The sequence below is a fragment of the Micromonospora lutea genome, assembly GCF_016863535.1.
Classification (GTDB): Bacteria; Actinomycetota; Actinomycetes; order Mycobacteriales; family Micromonosporaceae; genus Micromonospora; species Micromonospora lutea.
Window position 1 is genome coordinate 126,194 of sequence record NZ_BOPB01000005.1, and the last position, 18,489, is coordinate 144,682.

Annotated in this window: 16 protein-coding genes and 1 riboswitch; of the genes, 9 read left to right on the top strand and 7 right to left on the bottom strand. The window is 70.6% G+C overall.

The genetic code is table 11. The features are described from left to right. Positions 1-68 precede the first annotated feature (68 nt). From Vlu01_RS05920 to mshC, 3 genes are all read left to right on the top strand, one after another. Positions 69-650: a DUF3090 domain-containing protein gene (locus Vlu01_RS05920; RefSeq protein ID WP_203995172.1), complete on the top strand. Its 582-nt coding sequence runs from the start codon at positions 69-71 to the stop codon at positions 648-650. Beyond that, positions 647-1,465 carry an SCO1664 family protein gene (locus Vlu01_RS05925; RefSeq protein WP_203995174.1) on the top strand — a complete coding sequence of 273 codons (819 nt, stop codon included), beginning with the start codon at positions 647-649 and terminating at the stop codon, positions 1,463-1,465. Before Vlu01_RS05920 ends, Vlu01_RS05925 begins: the two co-directional genes overlap by 4 nt. A 65-nt stretch (positions 1,466-1,530) precedes the next feature. After that, on the top strand, positions 1,531-2,769 hold the full coding sequence (mshC, locus tag Vlu01_RS05930) for a cysteine--1-D-myo-inosityl 2-amino-2-deoxy-alpha-D-glucopyranoside ligase (RefSeq protein ID WP_203995177.1): 1,239 nt from the start codon (positions 1,531-1,533) through the stop codon (positions 2,767-2,769). Positions 2,770-2,849: 80 nt separating this feature from the next. Here the strand turns inward: mshC and Vlu01_RS05935 are convergent, their stop codons facing one another. After that, on the bottom strand, positions 2,850-3,641 hold the full coding sequence (locus tag Vlu01_RS05935; protein WP_203995180.1) for a GntR family transcriptional regulator: 792 nt from the start codon (positions 3,639-3,641) through the stop codon (positions 2,850-2,852). 133 nt (positions 3,642-3,774) lie between these two features. Beyond that, positions 3,775-4,644: a PAC2 family protein gene (locus tag Vlu01_RS05940; protein WP_093402074.1), complete on the bottom strand. Its 870-nt coding sequence runs from the start codon at positions 4,642-4,644 to the stop codon at positions 3,775-3,777. 303 nt (positions 4,645-4,947) lie between these two features. Here Vlu01_RS05940 and metH point away from each other — a divergent pair, with 303 nt between their 5' ends. From metH to Vlu01_RS05960, 4 genes are all read left to right on the top strand, one after another. Then, positions 4,948-8,463 carry a methionine synthase gene (gene metH, locus Vlu01_RS05945; RefSeq protein ID WP_203995182.1) on the top strand — a complete coding sequence of 1,172 codons (3,516 nt, stop codon included), beginning with the start codon at positions 4,948-4,950 and terminating at the stop codon, positions 8,461-8,463. Between the two features lie 169 nt (positions 8,464-8,632). Then, positions 8,633-9,775: a helix-turn-helix domain-containing protein gene (locus Vlu01_RS05950; RefSeq protein ID WP_203995184.1), complete on the top strand. Its 1,143-nt coding sequence runs from the start codon at positions 8,633-8,635 to the stop codon at positions 9,773-9,775. 52 nt (positions 9,776-9,827) lie between these two features. Next, a complete protein-coding gene (locus Vlu01_RS05955; protein ID WP_203995443.1) occupies positions 9,828-10,040 on the top strand; it encodes a hypothetical protein in 213 nt (70 codons plus the stop codon). Between the two features lie 29 nt (positions 10,041-10,069). Further along, positions 10,070-10,369, top strand: a complete 300-nt coding sequence (locus tag Vlu01_RS05960; RefSeq protein WP_239095719.1) for a hypothetical protein — start codon at positions 10,070-10,072, stop codon at positions 10,367-10,369. A 45-nt stretch (positions 10,370-10,414) separates the two neighbouring features. On the opposite strand, the gene Vlu01_RS05965 is transcribed toward Vlu01_RS05960, so the two are convergent. Further along, positions 10,415-10,909 carry a hypothetical protein gene (locus tag Vlu01_RS05965; protein ID WP_203995186.1) on the bottom strand — a complete coding sequence of 165 codons (495 nt, stop codon included), beginning with the start codon at positions 10,907-10,909 and terminating at the stop codon, positions 10,415-10,417. Positions 10,910-11,031: 122 nt separating this feature from the next. Then, a riboswitch (cobalamin riboswitch) is annotated at positions 11,032-11,235 on the top strand. Positions 11,236-11,378: 143 nt separating this feature from the next. Here Vlu01_RS05965 and Vlu01_RS05970 point away from each other — a divergent pair. Both Vlu01_RS05970 and Vlu01_RS05975 read left to right on the top strand, forming a co-directional pair. Next, positions 11,379-13,739, top strand: a complete 2,361-nt coding sequence (locus Vlu01_RS05970; RefSeq protein WP_239095736.1) for a ribonucleoside-diphosphate reductase subunit alpha — start codon at positions 11,379-11,381, stop codon at positions 13,737-13,739. Beyond that, positions 13,736-14,770, top strand: coding sequence for a ribonucleotide-diphosphate reductase subunit beta (locus tag Vlu01_RS05975; protein ID WP_203995191.1), 1,035 nt, complete (start codon positions 13,736-13,738; stop codon positions 14,768-14,770). Before Vlu01_RS05970 ends, Vlu01_RS05975 begins: the two co-directional genes overlap by 4 nt. A gap of 65 nt (positions 14,771-14,835) precedes the next feature. Here the strand turns inward: Vlu01_RS05975 and Vlu01_RS05980 are convergent, their stop codons facing one another. From Vlu01_RS05980 to Vlu01_RS05995, 4 genes are read right to left on the bottom strand one after another with little or no spacing between them, the layout of a single operon-like run. Continuing rightward, on the bottom strand, positions 14,836-15,552 hold the full coding sequence (locus Vlu01_RS05980) for a class I SAM-dependent methyltransferase (RefSeq protein ID WP_203995194.1): 717 nt from the start codon (positions 15,550-15,552) through the stop codon (positions 14,836-14,838). Next, complete coding sequence (locus tag Vlu01_RS05985) at positions 15,549-16,334, bottom strand: ABC transporter ATP-binding protein (protein ID WP_203995197.1); 786 nt, start codon at positions 16,332-16,334, stop codon at positions 15,549-15,551. The genes Vlu01_RS05980 and Vlu01_RS05985 overlap by 4 nt, the downstream gene beginning before the upstream one ends. After that, entirely contained in the window at positions 16,331-17,317 is a 987-nt protein-coding gene (locus Vlu01_RS05990; protein WP_203995200.1) for an ABC transporter substrate-binding protein, read from the bottom strand. Before Vlu01_RS05990 ends, Vlu01_RS05985 begins: the two co-directional genes overlap by 4 nt. A gap of 25 nt (positions 17,318-17,342) precedes the next feature. Further along, entirely contained in the window at positions 17,343-18,440 is a 1,098-nt protein-coding gene (locus Vlu01_RS05995) for a FecCD family ABC transporter permease (protein ID WP_203995203.1), read from the bottom strand. Positions 18,441-18,489: the final 49 nt, after the last annotated feature.

The following is an 18,489-nucleotide window of genomic DNA, read 5'->3' on the forward strand; positions in this document are numbered from 1 at the left end:
GATGGGGGAGTCGCGATTCGGGTCGGTGGGGTACGCGCTGTGTGGGGCCGCCGGATAGGGTCGTGGGTATGACCCACCAGGTGCACGCCTTCGAACCGCCGGAGCGGTTCGTCGCCGGGACCGTCGGGCCGCCGGGGGAGCGCACGTTCTTCCTCCAGGCGCGCGGCGGTGGCCGGCTGGTCAGCGTCGCGCTGGAGAAGGTCCAGGTTTCCCTGCTCGCCGAGAAGTTGGAGGAGCTGCTCACCGAGGCCCAGCGGAGGTTCGGTGTGGACCTGCCCGAGGCTGCTGCCGCCCCGGCCGGTGACAACGATCCGCTGGAAACCCCGGTCGACGAGGAGTTCCGGGTCGGCACGCTGGGCCTGGCCTTCGACGCGGACACCGCGACCGTGGTGATCGAGGCCATCGCGGTCGGCGAGGCGGAGGCCGAGATCGAGCTTGGCGAGTCGGAGGAGGAGGACGAGCCCGACGACGTCGAGCCCGACGAGGATCTCGACCGGCTCCGGGTTCGGTTGACCCCCGAGGCGACCCGCGCCTTCATCGAGCGGGCCCGGCGCGTGGTCAACGCGGGCCGGCCGCCCTGTCCGCTGTGCGGCCAGCCCCTTGACCCGGCGGGCCACCTCTGCCCGCGGAACAACGGCTACCACCGGTGACCTCGTCCGGCGTGGCTGCCCGACACGACGGGGGTGCCGCGCTGCGCCTGCTGCGCGACGGTGAGCTGACCGTCGAGGGCAGACTCGTCGACGCGTCGAACACCACCCTGCGTGGCGTGCTGACGCTGGACGGGCTGTCGGCGCGGTGCGTGTACAAGCCGGTGCGTGGGGAGCGACCGCTGTGGGACTTCCCGGACGGCACGTTGGCCGGCCGTGAGGTGGCCGCCTACCTGGTCTCCGAAGCCACCGGTTGGGACCTGGTGCCGCCGACGGTGTTGCGGGACGGGCCGTTCGGGTCTGGGTCCTGCCAGCTCTGGATCGAGGAGCCGCCCGACGTCGAGCCGCTGGTGGGGTTCGTGCCGGCCGCCGCGGTGCCGCCGCGCTGGTTCCCGATCGCGGCGGCCCGCGACGACGACGGCACCGCATACGCGTTGGCCCACGCCGACGATCCGCGGCTGGCCCGGCTCGCGGTGCTCGACGCGGTGATCAACAACGCGGACCGCAAGGGTGGCCACGTGCTGAGCGGCCCGGACGACCGGATCTACGGGGTCGACCACGGGGTGAGCTTCCACGTGGAGGAGAAGCTGCGTACGGTGCTCTGGGGTTGGGCCGGCCGCTCGCTGCCGGCCGACGCGGTCGACATGCTCGGTCGCCTGTCCCGTCAGGTCGCCGGCCCGCTCGGCGAGGAACTGGCCGAGCACCTCACTCTCGGTGAGATCGCCGAGCTGGCCGCCCGGATCGACCGGCTGTGCGAGAGCGGTCGCTTTCCGGAGCCGTCCCCGGACTGGCCGGCGGTGCCGTGGCCGCCGATCTGACCCTGTCGCGTTGATCACTCGCGGGCCGGCGTGACGTCGCCCAACGGCTGGTTAGGCTGGCGGTCATGGAGTCATGGGTGGGGCACGAGGTGCCGCGGCTGCCGGGCAGGAGCGAGCCGCTGAGGTTGTTCGACTCGGCACGCGAAAGCGTGCAGCCGAGTGAGCCGGACGGCACCGCCACCATGTACGTCTGCGGTATCACCCCGTATGACGCCACCCATCTCGGCCACGCCGCCACCATGATCACTTTTGACCTGGTGCAGCGGATGTGGCGCGACGCCGGCCACGAGGTCCGGTACGTACAGAACGTCACCGACATCGACGATCCGCTGCTGGAGCGGGCCGAACGCGACCGCGAGGACTGGAAGGTCCTGGCGATGCGGGAGACGGCGCTGTTCCGGGAGGACATGGAGGCGTTGCGGATCATCCCGCCGGCGCACTACGTCGGCGCGGTGGAGTCGATCCCGGACATCGCCGAGAAGGTGCTGGTGCTGCTCAAGGACGGTGCCGCGTACCGTCTCGACGACGGCACCGGCGACGTCTACTTCGACATCTCGGCCGCGCCGAGCTTCGGCTACGAGTCCAACCTCTCCCGGGCGGAGATGCTGGAGATCTTCCCCGAGCGCGGCGGCGACCCGGACCGCGCCGGCAAGCGTGACCCGCTGGACCCGCTGCTGTGGCGCGGCGCCCGGGACGACGAGCCCTCCTGGCCCGGCGGGGATCTCGGCCCTGGCCGCCCGGGCTGGCACATCGAGTGCGCGGTGATTGCCCTCGGGTTGCTCGGCTCCACGATCGACGTGCAGGGTGGCGGCAACGACCTGATCTTCCCGCACCACGAGTGCTCCGCCGCGCACGCCGAGCGGCTGACCGGCGTGTCGCCCTTCGCCAACCACTACGTGCACGCCGGCATGATCGGGCTGGACGGCGAGAAGATGTCCAAGTCCCGGGGCAACCTGGTCTTCGTCTCCCGGCTACGAGCCGACCGGGTGGACCCGATGGCGGTGCGTCTGGCCTTGCTCTCCGGCCACTACCGCGCCGACCGTTCCTGGACCGACGACCTGCTGACCGCCGCCGAGCAACGCCTGGACCGTTGGCGGCGGGCCGCCGCCGCGACCGCCGGGCCGTCCGGGTCGGCGTTCCTGACTGGCGTACGCGAACGACTCGCCGACGACCTCGACACTCCTGACGTCCTGCGGCTGGCCGACGAGTGGGCCGAGCGGACCCTCGCCGGCACCGAGGACGACCCGGCCGCACCTCGCCTGTTCGCCGACACCCTCGACGCCCTGCTCGGCGTCCGCCTGTAAGGAAGGGCACCCTGTTAACGCCTCCGGTATAGCAGGGGCCCCTTGTTAACGGCTCCCACCGTCGATCACGCAGGCGTCGGTCAGCCGAGGATGAGGCCGGGGTCGGGGTCGGGCGATGGGGTGGGGGCGGGGATCTGGTACTCCTCGGTGAGCGTGGTGACCGGTCCGGGCCAGGTGGCCTGGGCGACCTCGATGGGCTTGCGGTGCGGGTCGTACGCCACGTGCAGCAGATGCAGCACCGGGGTGTCGGGTCGGATCTGCAGGGTCTCCGACTCTTCGCGGCTGGGCTGACGCGCGGTGATCGTGTCGGTGGCGGTCGCGTACCGCCGGCCGGTGGCCTCCTCGGCCTCCTGGTAGAGCGGACGGCCGAACGCCTCGGCGCGTTCCAGACTGGTGCCGGCGGTGTCAGCGGGCAGGAACCAGGAGGCGCCCACCTCCACCGGTGAGTCCTCGGTGCGCACCAGGTGACGGCGGCAGAGCAGTTCGGTGCCGTCGGGTACGCCGAACGCGTCGGCCACCTCGGGTGGCGCGGGGGAGCGGCCGACGGAGACGAGCTGTTGGCGATAGCGGGCCGCGAGGTCGGTGTGGTAGCCACGGAACCCGCCGTAGCGGCCCCGGGAGAGTCGGTTGAGTCGCCGCCGGGTGCCCCGTACGTACGTGCCGGAACCGGGTTTGGTGATCAGGACCCCCTCGACCCGCAGCTGGTCGACGGCGCGTTGCACGGTCTGCTTGGCGACGCCGAACATCTCGGCGATGGCCGGGATGGACGGCAGCCGCTCACCCGGCGCCCAGTCGCCGCGTCGGATCTGACTCTTGAGCTGCGCGGCGATCTGGCGGTGCGGGAACTCGGCCGCCCCCGGGTTGATCTGCATCCCCCGCCTCCTCATTTCAGCTAGGTTCCTAGGATGCCCTATGCAGGGTGATCACCGCCACCCTGACCCGCACAACGAGACCCCGGGCAGGGCGTGCCCGGGGTCTCGGAAAGCGGAACAGCAGGGGAGAGAGCTACCAGGAACCGGCGGTAGGGCCGGCGGATCCGCCTCGGCGGCGCAGATACTTCTCGAACTCCTGGGCGATCTCGTCCCCGGTCAGCGGGGTGATGCCGGCGTCACCGACGCGTTCCTCCAACTCGCGTACGTACTCGCCCAACTCGGCGTCCTGCTCGGCGGCGCTGCGGACCCGCTGCTCCCACTCGGCGGCCTCCTCGGCCAGGTCGGCCATGGGCACCGGCAGATCGAGCACCTCCTCGACTCGGTGCAGCAGGGCGAGGGTGGCCTTCGGGCAGGGCGGGTTGTTGGCGTAGTGCGGCACGTGGACCCAGAACGAGACGGCGTCGACCTCGGCGCGGGTGCAGGCGTCATGCAGGACGCCGACGATGCCGGTCGGCCCGTCGTAGCGGGTCGGGGTGAGCTGGTAGCGGCGCGCGGCGTCGGCGTCGGATGCGCTGCCACTGATCGGCAACGGCCGGGTGTACGGCACGTCGGCGAGCAGGGCACCGAGCAGCACCACCCGTTCGACCTCCAGGCTGTGGCAGATCTCCAGCACCTGCTCGCAGAAGGTGCGCCACCGCATGCTCGGCTCGATGCCGCGGATCAGCACCACGTCCCGCTCGGTGCCGGCGGGGCTGGCGACGGTGAACCGGGTGGTGGGCCACTCCACCCGGCGGGTGGCGCCGTCGGACATGGCGATGGTCGGCCGGCTGACCTGGAAGTCGTAGAAGTCCTCCGGGTCCAGCTCGGTGACCGGTCGGGCCTCCCACACCTGCTCCAGGTGCTCGACCGCCGCGGTAGACGCGTCGGCCGCGTCGTTCCACCCCTCGAATGCGCAGATGGCAACGGGGGACCGCAGCACCGGCAGCCCGTCGAACTCGGTCACGCCGTCACCTCCTGCTCGTCACCGGCGGGCCGGGGCGCAGGCCCGGTCGTCCGCCCACGGTGCGTGGTGGTGTCGCTGTAGTCCTTCACGTCAGTCAGCCTACGTGCCGTGCCCGGACCCGGCCCGTCGGCCGCGCCGGATCGGCCGGGCGTCGACGCCAAGCATCAGAGGCAGGAACGCCGACCCGCAGGGCACGATGTCGGGCATTGACCACCAAACCCGGCAACGTGATCCCGACGACACAATGTGGGATCGGACGGTACGCCTGGACGCAGGCCCGCTTCGCCGCACTAACCTGAGGTCGTGGGTACTTCGTTGCTCGATGCGCTGGCAGACCGGGTCCTCGTCACCGATGGTGCGATGGGCACGATGTTGCACGCTGCGGACCTGACCCTTGACGACTTCGACGGTCTGGAGGGGTGCAACGAGATCCTCAACGTCACCCGGCCGGACGTGGTACGCGGGGTGCACGAGGCGTACCTGGCGGCGGGCGCGGACTGTGTGGAGACGAACACCTTCGGTGCGAACCTGCCGAACCTCGCCGAGTACGACATCGCCGACCGGATCTGGGAGCTGTCCGAGGCGGGGGCACGGCTGGCCCGGGAGACCGCCGACGCGTACTCGACGCCGGATCGACCGCGGTGGGTGCTCGGTTCGATCGGTCCGGGTACGAAGCTGCCGACCCTCGGCCATGCCTCGTACGCCAGCCTCCGCGACGCGTACCAGCGCAATGCCGGTGGCCTGATCGCCGGCGGCGTGGACGCCCTGATCATCGAGACCTGCCAGGACCTGCTCCAGGTGAAGGCGGCGGTGATCGGGTCCAAGCGGGCGATGGCCGAGGCGGGCCGTACGGTCCCGATCATCTGTCACGTGGCGGTCGAGACCACCGGCACGATGCTGCTGGGCAGCGAGATCGGCGCGGCGCTGACCGCCATCGAGCCGCTCGGCGTGGACCTGATCGGCCTCAACTGCTCGACCGGGCCGGCCGAGATGGGCGAACACCTGCGCTACCTGTCGCAGCACGCCCGCATCCCCGTGTCGGTGATGCCGAACGCCGGGCTGCCGGTGCTCACCCCCGACGGGGCGTACTTCCCGCTGAGCCCCGACGAGATGGCCGACGCGCTGGAACGCTTCGTCCTCGACTACGGCGTCGCGCTGGTCGGCGGCTGCTGTGGCACGACCCCCGAGCACATCCGGGTGCTTGCCGAGCGGCTGCGTGACGTGCGGCCGGTGGCCCGCGAGCCGCGCACCGACCCGGGTGTCTCCTCGATCTACCATCACGTGCCGTTCGCACAGGACGCCAGTGTGCTGATGGTGGGGGAGCGGACCAACGCCAACGGGTCCAAGGCGTTCCGGGAGGCGATGCTCGCCGCCGACTGGCAGGCCTGCGTGGAGATCGCCCGGGGCCAGGCCCGCGACGGGTCGCATCTGCTGGATCTCTGCGTCGACTATGTCGGCCGTGACGGCACCACCGACATGCGTGAGCTGGCCGGCCGGTTCGCCACCGCCTCCACGTTGCCGGTCATGCTGGACTCGACCGAGCCGGCGGTGATCGAGGCCGGTCTGGAGATGCTCGGCGGACGCTGCGTGGTCAACTCGGTCAACTTCGAGGACGGCGACGGCCCCGGCTCCCGCTACGCGCGGGTGATGCCGGTGGTCGCCGAGCACGGCGCGGCCGTGGTCGCGCTGCTCATCGACGAGGAGGGCCAGGCCCGTACGGCGGAGTGGAAGGTGCGGGTGGCCGGGCGGCTGATCGAGGACCTCACCGGTCGGTGGGGGCTGCGTCGCTCGGACATTCTCATCGACGCGCTGACCTTCCCGATCGCCACCGGGCAGGAGGAGACCCGCCGCGACGGGTTGGAGACCATCGAGGCGATCCGGGAGATCGCCCGCCGTTGGCCCGGGGTGAACTTCACGCTGGGCATCTCGAACGTCTCGTTCGGGCTCAACCCGGCGGCCCGGCAGGTGCTCAACTCGGTCTTCCTGCACGAGTGCGTGCAGGCCGGGCTCACCTCGGCGATCGTGCACGCCAGCAAGATCCTGCCGATGTCGAAGATCCCCGACGAGCAGCGCGAGGTCGCCCTCGACCTGATCTACGACCGGCGTCGGGAGGGCTACGACCCGGTGCAGCGGTTCATCGAGGCATTCGAGGGCGTGGACGCCGCCTCGGCGCGCGCCACCCGTGCCGAGGAGCTGGCGGCGCTGCCGCTGAACGAGCGACTCAAGCGGCGGATCATCGACGGCGAGCGCAACGGCCTGGAGGCCGACCTCGACGCGGCGATGGCCGCTGGCACCGCCCCGCTGCTCATCATCAACGACATCCTGCTGGACGGCATGAAGGTCGTCGGTGAGCTGTTCGGCTCCGGTCAGATGCAGTTGCCGTTCGTGTTGCAGTCCGCCGAGGTGATGAAGATTGCGGTGGCGTACCTCGAGCCGCACATGGAGAAGGCCGACGACGGTGGCAAGGGTCGGATCGTGCTCGCCACGGTCAAGGGCGACGTGCACGACATCGGCAAGAACCTGGTCGACATCATCCTGTCCAACAACGGCTACGAGGTGGTGAACATCGGCATCAAGCAGCCGATCTCCGCCATCATCGACGCCGCCGAGCAGCACCGAGCCGACGCCATCGGCATGTCGGGCCTGCTGGTCAAGAGCACCGTCATCATGAAGGAGAACCTGGTCGAGATGGCGTCGCGCGGGGTCGCGGAGCGCTGGCCGGTCCTGCTCGGTGGCGCGGCGTTGACCCGGGCGTACGTCGAGGACGACCTGCGATCGATGTTCCCCGGCCAGGTGCACTACGCCCGCGACGCCTTCGAAGGTCTGTCGCTGATGGACCGGGTGATGACCGCCAAGCGGGGCGGCGCGCCGGTCATCGATCCTGAGCGGGAGGCCGCTCTCGCCGCTCGGCGGGCCCGCCGTGAGCGGCAGCGTGCCATGGTCGCCGAGTCGCTGCCGGAGCTGAATGACGCCTCGGTACGCTCCGATGTCGCGGTCGACGTGCCGGTGCCGGTCGCGCCGTTCCACGGCACCCGGGTGGTCAAGGGGGTGCCGCTGGCGGACTACGCGGCGCTGCTGGACGAGCGGGCCACCTTCATGGGCCAGTGGGGGCTGCGCGGTGCGCGCGGCGGCAAGGGCCCGTCGTACGAGGAGTTGGTGGAGACCGAGGGCCGGCCGAGGCTGCGTTACTGGCTGGACCGGCTCATCGCCGACCAGGTGTTGGAGGCGGCCGTGGTGTACGGCTTCTTCCCGGCCTACTCCGAGGGCAACGACCTGGTGGTCCTGGACGAGAACGGGCACTCCGAGCGGGCCCGGTTCACCTTCCCCCGGCAGCGGCAGGAGCGGCGGCTGTGCCTGGCCGACTTCTTCCGCCCGCGCGGCGAGGAACTGGACGTGGTCGCGTTGCAGCTGGTCACCGTGGGTCACCCGGTCAGCGAGTACGCGGCGAAGCTGTTCGCCCGCAACGAGTACCGCGACTACCTGGAGGTGCACGGCCTGTCGGTGCAGCTCACCGAGGCCCTCGCCGAGTACTGGCACAAGCGGATCCGGACCGAGCTGAGGCTGCCTGACGGGCGTACCGTCGCCGACGACGACCCGGCGGATCTGGCAGGTATGCTGCGCACCGACTACCGGGGCTGCCGGTACGCGTTCGGCTACCCGGCCTGCCCCGACCTGGAGGACCGGGCGAAGATCGTGGACCTGCTCGGTGCCGAGCGGATCGGTGTGCAACTGTCCGAGGAGTTCCAGCTGATGCCGGAGCAGGCCACCGACGCCATCGTCGTCCACCACCCCGAGGCCAGCTACTTCAACGCCAAGTAGGCGAACAGGACGCCCGTGCCGGGCAGGTTGTTGGTGTCGCCTCCGACATTGCCCGGTTCGCGGGTCGACCGCTGTCGTGGCGTGCCGCTACTGAGTAATGTCGACTGTGTCGGCCCGCCGGTGTGGAGGCCGGTTGGCCAGCCGTGGTCCTCCACGCGGGAGCAACACCATGCCACCACGCGCACACACCATCGTCGACCCGCGTTTCCCTGCTGAGCTGGCCCGGCTACGCCGTGAACGTGGTCTGTCGCTGCGCCAGCTGGCCGCTGCGGTGAGCCATGGCAAGAGCGTCATCCATCAGCTGGAGACAGGGCAAACCCGGCCCGCCGTCGACGTCGCCACCCGCCTCGATGACGCGTTGGCCGCTGGTGGTGCGCTCGCCGCCATGGTCGTCGACGTTTTCGACGGGGGCCGGCGGGCCGCCTACGTCGCCGCGCATTCGGGCCGTGTCGACCTGGCCGGCGTTCGCATCCTGGGCGAGGTGCTCGCCGGATACCGGCGGCTGGAGGACTCCATCGGTGCCGCAGCCGTCCTACCGCCCGTGCGCGTCCAACTCGACACGATCGTGTCGCTGCTGCGCGAGGCTGGCCACCAGGTGCGGCCGGCGGTGGTCGACATGGCTGCGCAGTGGGCGCAGTTCGCCGGTTGGCTCGGTATCGCCAACGGTGACGACCGGACCGCCCGCGTATGGCTGGACCGCAGCCTGCAATGGTCCACAGAGGCCGGCAACGCCGACCTGACGGCGACCGTGCTGTCCTTCCAGGGCCACCGGGCGGAGGGTCGCGGGGACCTGCCGGAGATGATCGGGCTGTCCCGGGCCGCCCGGGATGATCCGCGTGCCAACACGGCGTTGCGCGCGTACTCCGCCGGCCAGGAGGCGCGTGGGCTGGCCATGGCCGGGGCGTGCCCGACCGAGGTGCGGCAGATGCTCACGCGGGCCGCCGACCTGGCCACAGAGGCGGCAGAGACGCCGCTGCCCGCGTGGGGGTACTGGTACACCCCGGCTTTCTACGCGGTACAGCAGGGAATCGTGTGGCGGTACCTGGGCGACCGGGACGCGCGGGCCAACGACCGGGCCATCGAGCTGTTGACCGTCGGCACGGCCGGGGTGGACGAGACGGCCGAGAGCGCCGACTGGCACGGCCGGCACCTCGTGCACCTCGCCATCGCCCACGGCCGGGCCGGGGACAGCGGTTCGGCGTTGCAGGTGCTGGAGCGGGCACGCTCCATCGCGGTGTCGACGGCGTCACGACGCCTGGCCGGGCAGGTGGACGCAGCTGTCCGCGACCTGGGCCTGTCCGTCAACCCGTAGCGGACACGCGTCTCTGACCTGGGCGTACACCGTCATCGCACGATGTTTGTGGGTGGCGGTGGTGTTCCCCCGTGCAGCGCCGCCACCCCTTTCCGACCTGGCGGAGGTGGTGGCGGTGGGCGTGTGGCGCAGGTTCCGGTGGTGGCCGTGGCGGCGGTCCGTGCCGCCGGCCGGCACCGGGCAACGGTGGCAGGAGATCGAGCAGGATGCGGCCCGGCGACGCCTGCTCGACCAGGCGCGGCGTGACCCGCGGTGGCCGGCATGACCGGGCGACCTGTGCGCTACCGCGACGCTATGGCGGCTGAGGCTGTCCGGATCGGTCGTGCCGTCGACGCCCTGCCCGGCCGCCTCGGCGACCAGCATGTGCCGCGCCGGCCGCAGTGGACGTGCGGCACCTGCGACGGCGAACCGGTGTGGCCGTGCGCTCCGGCGCGGGTGCGGCTCGGCGAGGCGTACGGCCGGGATCGCATCGGGCTGTCGATGTACGTGGGCGCGTTGCTCACGGCTGCGCTGGACGACTTGCCGGCCGCCGATCCGGGCGAGCTGACCACCCGGTTCACCGCTTGGACGCGGTGTTCCTGGGGGACGCCGTAGCGCGTCGAGGGCCCAGCCGGAGGCAGTTTCGGCACGCGGGTGCCGTCACCGCATGTCCGGCACCTGCGGCGAGCGCGACCAGGGCACCGGACGGAAGTCCGGGCCGTCGGCGGTTGTCACCAGCTCCCAGCCGAAGGCTTTCAGGGTGATGTCGGTACGGGCACCGAAAGCCTGGACCAGGCGGGCTGTCGGCCCCTCCGGAAGAGTGGCGCTGACCGTGGCGAACGCCTCGGCCGGGGATGTTCCGAGCTGCTGTGCCACGATCCACGGCACCGCCAGCGCCACCATGATGTCCCGGTCGTCATCGGACGCCAGACATCTGGCGAGCCCGGTCGCCAGCACCGAGCGGCGCAGTAGGCCGACCGACTTCTGCCGCAACGCCAGGGTGGCGAGGCGGGTGCCGTAGCGGCCGAGGGCGAGCGCGGCAGCGGGGTCGAGGGAGCGTACGAAGGTCTGCTCGATGCGTCGCGGCGCGCGGGCGAGGATCTCCTCCGCGAGTCGGTCCTGCTGTCCTGGGATTCGATCCAGGTTGGGCTTCACGCGGCCAGCATGGCAGCACACGTCAAACCTTCCGGCTCGCGCGAGCGCGGATCCGGAGGGGCGTCCGCTGTGAGACACGCCGACACACCATCTGGTGTCTTGTGTTCGTTGGCGGCCCATATATGGTGTCACCTGTAGCTGGTTCGGCGCCCATCCGGGGTGCCGAGGCAAGAGGGAACCCGGTGGGAATCCGGGGCTGCCCCGCAGCGGTGAGTGGGAACGACCGCCGTCACACAGCACTGGGCTCCGGCCTGGGAAGCGACGGCCAGTAGGAGCGCGCGAGCACGCCCACGAGTCCGAAGACCTGCCAGCACGCCGCCCGCACTCGTGGGCGGCGGCCGCAGGCCGCGCGGGACGGCCGACGCCATCGACGGTCGCGCCTGCCGGCGTGGTGCCGTGGCGTCCTCCCCGCGTGTCCGAGGCCCTGAGCAGACGGCGCGAGGAGAGAGACGTGACGGTCGTGCGGGAGATGCCGGCCTCCGACACAGGTGTGTCGGAGCAGCGCCGGCAGGTGATGCAGGTCCGCAAACGCGACGGCGCCACGGAAGCGGTGGACGTCAACAAGATCGTCCGGGCGGTGGAGCGGTGGGTGACCGGCCTCGACGAGGTCGATCCACTTCGGGTGGCCACGAAGACCATCAGCGGGCTGTACGACGGTGCCACCACCGCCGAACTGGACAAGCTGTCCATCCAGACGGCCGCCGAGTTGATCGGTACGGAGCCGCAGTACTCGAAGTTGGCGGCGCGGCTGCTGGCCGCGTACGTGGACTCCGAGGTCCGGGGCCAGCAGGTGGACAGCTTCAGCCAGTCCATCCGGTACGCGTACGACCTGGGGTTGATCGGGGAGACGACCGCGGCGTTCGTGGCCGACCATGCGCGCGAGCTGGACGATGCGGTCGACCCGGACGGTGACCTGCGGTTCGAGTACTTCGGGCTGCGCACGGTCGCGGACCGGTACCTGCTGCGGCATCCGCAGACCCGCCTGGTGGTGGAGACGCCCCAGTACTGGCTGCTGCGGGTCGCCTGCGGACTGTCGCAGACCCCGGACGAGGCGATCGGGTTCTACCGGCTGATGTCGAGTTTGGCGTATCTGCCGAGTTCACCGACGCTGTTCAACTCGGGCACCCGGCACACCCAGATGTCGTCGTGTTTCCTGGTCGACTCGCCGCGCGACGAACTCGACTCGATCTACGAGCGTTACCACCAGGTGGCGCGGCTGTCGAAGTTCTCCGGCGGCATCGGCATCTCCTGGTCGCGGGTCCGGGGTCGGGGTGCGCTGATCCGGGGCACCAACGGCCGGTCCAACGGCATCGTGCCGTTCCTCAAGACCCTCGACGCCGGCGTGGCGGCGGTCAACCAGGGCGGCCGTCGTAAGGGCGCGGCCTGCGTCTACCTGGAGCCGTGGCACCCGGACATCGAGGAGTTCCTGGAGCTGCGCGACAACACCGGGGAAGAGTCCCGGCGTACCCACAATCTGAATCTGGCCAACTGGATCCCCGACGAGTTCATGCGGCGGGTCGAGGCGGACGGCGACTGGTCGCTGATCGACCCGTCCGACGCGCCCGAGCTGCCGGACCTGTTCGGTGCGGCGTTCGACGAGGCGTACCGGGCGGCGGAGTGCAAGGCCGTCCGCACGGTCAAGGCCCGCGACCTGTACGGCCGGATGATGCGTACGCTCGCGCAGACCGGCAACGGGTGGATGACGTTCAAGGACGCGGCGAACCGGCTGTCCAACCAGACCGGCGCGCCCGGCAACACGATCCACCTGTCGAACCTGTGCACGGAGATCCTGGAGGTCAACAACGACACCGAGACGGCCGTGTGCAACCTGGGGTCGGTCAACCTGGCCGCGCACGTCACCGCCGACGGCGTCGACTGGGAGAAGCTGCGCGCCACGGTACGCACGGCGGTGGTCTTCCTCGACCGGGTGATCGACATCAACTACTACCCGGCCGAGCAGACGGCGGTGTCGAATCCGCGGTGGCGTCCGGTCGGGCTCGGGTTGATGGGCTTGCAGGACGCGTTCTTCACGCTGCGTCTGCCGTTCGACTCGGCGCGGGCGCGGGAGTTGTCGACCCGGGTGCAGGAGGAGATCTTCCTGACCGCGTTGGAGACGTCGGCCGGGCTCGCCGAACGGTTCGGCGCGCATCCGGCGTACGCCGAAACCCGTGCCGCGAAGGGTGAGTTGCATCCGGACCTGTGGGGCGCGGAGGTGACGCAGACGCCGCGGTGGGCGGCGGTGCGGGAGCGGATCGCCCGGCACGGCCTGCGCAACTCGCTGCTGGTGGCGATCGCGCCGACCGCCACGATCGCGTCGATCGCCGGTTGTTACGAGTGCATCGAGCCGCAGGTGTCCAACCTGTTCAAGCGCGAGACGATGTCGGGGGAGTTCCTCCAGATCAACACCTACCTGGTCCGGGAGTTGAAGGCGCGCGGACTGTGGACGGCGTCGATCCGGGAGCAGATCAAACGGGCCGAAGGGTCGGTGCAGGGTCTCGCCGAGTTGCCGGCGGAGGTGCGGGAGCTGTTCCGTACCGCGTGGGAGCTGCCCCAGCGGGCGCTGATCGACCTGGCTGCGGCCCGTGCCCCGTTCATCGACCAGTCGCAGTCGCTGAACCTGTTTCTGAGCGCGCCGACCATCGGCAAGCTCTCCTCGATGTACCTGTACGCCTGGAAAGCCGGGCTCAAGACCACCTACTACCTGCGGTCGCGTCCCGCGACCCGCATCCAGCAGGCCACCGTCGGGATCACGCCGGTCGTCGCGGCCCGCGACGCGGAAGCGGCGGCCTGCTCCCTGGAGAACCCCGAGAGCTGCGAGGCGTGCCAATGACGACTGTTTCCGACACCAGCACCGACAAGCGGCAGATGCTGCTCGACCCCGGTATGGACCTGACCCTGCGGCCGATGCGCTACCCGCAGTTCTTCGACCGGTTCAAGGACGCGATCAAGAACACCTGGACCGTCGAGGAGGTCGACCTGCACTCCGACCTGGCCGACCTGGCCAAGCTCTCCCCGGCGGAGCAGCATCTGGTGTCCCGGCTCGTCGCCTTCTTCGCCACCGGTGACACCATCGTCGCCAACAACCTCGTGCTCAACCTCTACCAGCACGTCAACTCGCCGGAGGGCCGGCTCTACCTGTCGCGGCAACTGTTCGAGGAGGCGGTGCACGTCCAGTTCTACCTGAACCTGCTGGACACCTACGTGCCGGACGAGCGGGAACGGTTCGAGGCGTTCGCGGCGGTGGAGAACATCCCGTCGATCGCGCGTAAGGCCGAGTTCTGCTTCAGGTGGATCGACTCCATCTTCGAGCTACGGGAGCTGAAAACCCGCGAGGACCGGCGGGCGTTCCTGCTGAACCTGATCTGCTTCGCCGCCTGCATCGAGGGGCTGTTCTTCTACGGCGCCTTCGCCTACGTGTACTTCCTGCGGTCCCGGGGGCTGCTGCACGGTCTGGCCTCGGGCACCAACTGGGTGTTCCGGGACGAGTCGATGCACATGGCCTTCGCCTTCGACGTGGTCGACACCGTACGCGCCGAGGAGCCGGACCTGTTCGACGACGAGATGCGGCAGCAGGTCCGGGACATGCTGGCCGAAGCTGTCGAGTGTGAGGTGCAGTTCGCCGCCGACCTGCTCGAACAGGGCGTGTCCGGGCTCTCCCTGACAGACATGCGCGAGTACCTCCAACACGTCGCGGACCGCCGGTTGGCGCAGTTGGAGATCGAACCGTTGTACGGGTCGACGAACCCGTTCGCCTTCATGGAGTTGCAGGACGTGCAGGAGTTGTCCAACTTCTTCGAACGACGGGTGTCGGCCTATCAGGTCGGGGTCACCGGCACGGTCGCCTTCGACGACGACTTCTGACGGCGGTCCGCCCCGGTCCGGCGCTGATCCTGACGATCACCGCCGGGCCGGGCTCGCGGGCCTGCTCAGACCCGACCAGAGATGAGGTACTGCATCCGGTGCTCGTGGTTGGGCGCGACACCGAAACGCCGGTCCAGCTCGAAGATCGACGTCAGTGGCGTGGCGGTGACCCCGGTGAGCCCCGCGCGTTCGAGCACCGACACGGTCTGGTCGATGGAGGTCGCGGCGGCCAGCGGCAACGCCGCCCGGACCTGGCTGTCGTAGTGGTCGGCGAAGTTCTCCGAAGCGTTGTCCAGGCCGTCGGGGAACCAGGTGCTGTCGACCACGGCGACCGTGCCGCCGGGGCGCAGCAGGCGGACCCAGTTCGCCACCGCGGTCTCCGGTTCACGCAGCGTCCACATGAGGTAACGGCTGACGACGGCGTCGAAGCTGGCGGGTGGAAAATCCGGGTGCACCGCGTCGCCGGGTCGGATGACTGGGCCGCCGGGGACCGTGGCGGCGTGCCGGCGGGCCTGGGCCAGCATGCCCTCGGCCAGGTCGATGCCGGTGACCCGGTGACCGAGCCCGGCCAGCACCATGGCGACCTGCCCGGTGCCGGTGCCGACGTCGAGCACCTCCAGCGGCGCCGGGGGCAGCGCCTGCGCCCAGACCTGCGACCAGGCCCGCGTGTCCTCGGCCAGGCGGTCGGGACGCTGCTGGTACTCGTCGTAGCCGGGCGCCCGCTCGGTCCAGTACGTGTTGATCCGCTCCTGGGTGTCGGCTGTTCGATTGCGCTCGCTCATGCGGCGGTCCTTTCGACGGCGGGCAGGTGGGCCGGGTGGTACAGCAGGTGGATGGCACCGTCGAGGTCGAGACGCTGGATGCCGATGCCGTAGACGGGTTCGAGGAGATCGGGGTCGAGAACCTCGTCGGTGGTGCCGGCGGCGGCGACCCCGCCCCGGCCGAGCAGCACCAGGTCGTCGCAGTAGCGGGCGGCCAGGTTCAGGTCGTGCAGCACGACGACGGCGCAGGTGCCGAGGTCGCGTACCAGCCGCAGGATCTCGTGCTGGTAGCGGATGTCGAGGTGGTTGGTGGGCTCGTCGAGCAGCAGATGGGTGGCCTGCTGGGCCAGCGCCCGGGCGATGAGCACCCGCTGGCGTTCACCGCCGGAGAGGCCGGCGAACGGACGTGACCCCAGGTGGGCGGCACCGACCCGGGCCAGGCACTCGGCCGCGATCTCATGATCGGCCCGCCCGGTGCGTTGAAAGGTGCCCAGGTGCGGACCCCGGCCCAGCAGCACCAGCTCCGCCACGGTGAGGGCGGTCTCGCCGCCGGTCTCCTGCACGACCACCGCCAGGCGACGCGCGGCCTCCCGCGACGGCAGCGCGGCCAGGTCGTCGTCGTCCACGACGACCCGCCCGGTGCTGCTGCGCAGCGCGCCGTAGAGCAGCCGCAGCAGCGTGGTCTTGCCGCTGCCGTTGGGGCCGATCAGGCCGAGGACGCGGCCCGGTCGCGCGGTCACACTGACCCCGTCGATCACCGGGTTGACGCCGTAGCGCCAGGAAACCTGGGTCGCCCGGATCACGATTCGACCTTGAACCGTTGCACGATCCGCTCCAGGCCGTCGATCGACAACGGGGTCGGCGGCTCGGTGAAGTTGAACAGCTGGGTCATCACCGCGCCGTCGCGGACCGCGTTGAGCTTCTCAGCGCCGGGAAGACCGGTCAGGGCCTGCTCGACCGCGGCGGGATCGCCGTCGCTGTACAGCAGGATCAGCACGTCCGGGTTGCGGCCGAGCAGTTCCTCCACGGTGACCTCGAAGACGCGTTCCCGGGTGTCGCCGAAGACGTTGCGGAAGCCGGCCGCCTCCAGCTGCGGGTGGGCCATGCTGGCGGAGCCGTACGCGTACGTGGTGCCGCCGCCGACCGTCGGGTAGAGCACGGCCGCGGTACGACCGGACGCCGTACCCGCGGCGGCCTGGATGGTCGCCATCCGGTCCCGGAGCGCGCCCACCGCCGAGGCCGCCTCCGCCTCGCGGCCGAACACCCGACCGTAGGTCTCCATCTGCCGGTAGATGTCGTCGAAGCTGGGGGTGGTGGTGTTGTCCGGGCACATCGCCGGCTCTTCGAGCAGCGGAATGTCGACCGCCGAGAGGCTGTCGCGGGAGAGGTTGTCCACCTCGCCGAGCACCAGATCGGGCTCCTGGCTGATCACCACCTCCTTGGAGATCTGCAGGTGGCCGCTGGTGTCGGTCTTGTCGGTCAGCAGCGGGATCCGGTCCAGCGCGGCGAGGGTCGCGGCGTCGTAGTACTCCTTGGGGTACTGCCCGGCGCGGGCGGTGACCCGGTCCATCACGCCGAGCGCCTGCAGGTACGGCACGGCCGCGCTCTTGAGCAGGACGATCCGCTCCGGCGCGGCGTCGAAGGTCACGTCCACGCCGCAGTTGGTGACGGTGACCGGGTATCCCGGGCCGGCCGTGGCCGACTGCTCGGCAGTGCCGCCACAGGCGGCGACCAGCAGCACCAGGGCGGACGCGGTCACGGTGACGGCGAGTCGGGTTGCCTTCATCGATGCTCCTCGGCTCATCGGGCGCTCAGGCGCCGGTGGCGTGCAGACGACGGATCAGGACCAGCAGGAACGGGGCGCCGAGCAGGGCGGTGATGATGCCGATCGGGATCTCCTGAGGGGCCAGCAGCACCCGGGCGAGCACATCGGCCCAGACCAGCAGGATGGCGCCGAGCAGCGCGGCCACCGGCACCACGCGTACGTGCGGGGCGCCGACGATGCGGCGGGCCAGGTGTGGCACGACGAGACCGACGAAACCGATGCTGCCGGCAGCGGAAACCAGCACGCCCACGCTGAGCGAGACCAGCACGAGCAGCCGGAGCCGGAACCGGTCGGGTGCCACGCCCAGGGTCTGCGCGGTCTCGTCGCCGATGGCCAGCACGTCGAGTCGTCGACCGACGACGGTCAGGTAGCCGATCATGCCGCACAGCACGACCGCGGCGACCAGCAGCAGGACGTTCCACCGGGCCAGCCCGAGGGAGCCCAGCAGCCAGAACATCACCGAACGGGCCCCTTCGGCCGAGCCGGAGGCGAAGATCAGGAAACTGGTGGTGGCGTAGAGGGCGTAGCCGACGGCGACGCCGGAGAGCAGCAGCCGGATCGAGGTCACCCGGCCGCCGCTGCGGGCGATCAGGAAGACCAGCAGCGACGCGCCGAGCGCGCCGAGAAAGGCGCTGGTGGACAGGGCGTACTGCCCGAAGCCGGCGCCCGCGCCGAACAGGATCGCGGCGGCGGCTCCGCTGGAGGCACCGGAGTTGATCCCCAGCAGGTACGGGTCGGCCAGCACGTTGCGGACCATGGCCTGCAACGCCACCCCGCACGCGGCCAGCCCGGCACCGACGAGCATGCCGAGCAGCACCCGGGGCAGCCGGACCTGCCAGACGATCGCCTCCTGCGGCGGCGTCCAGGTCACCTCGGCGGGCACCCCGACGAGGTGATGCCCGATGATCCGGGCCACCGTGATCGGCGGGATGCCGATCGCGCCGGAGCCGACGGCGGCCACCCCGGTGAGGATCAGCCCGACCGTCAGCGCGCACAGCCAGATCCCGGTACGGCGACGCTGTGCGGCCACACCGAGCAGGTCCGGCCGGCTCTTGGGCAGGGCGGTGGTGATCACCGCACCCATCTGCACTCCTCTAGCTCTTGCAAAGTTATGGCAATAAGCTACCAGCAAG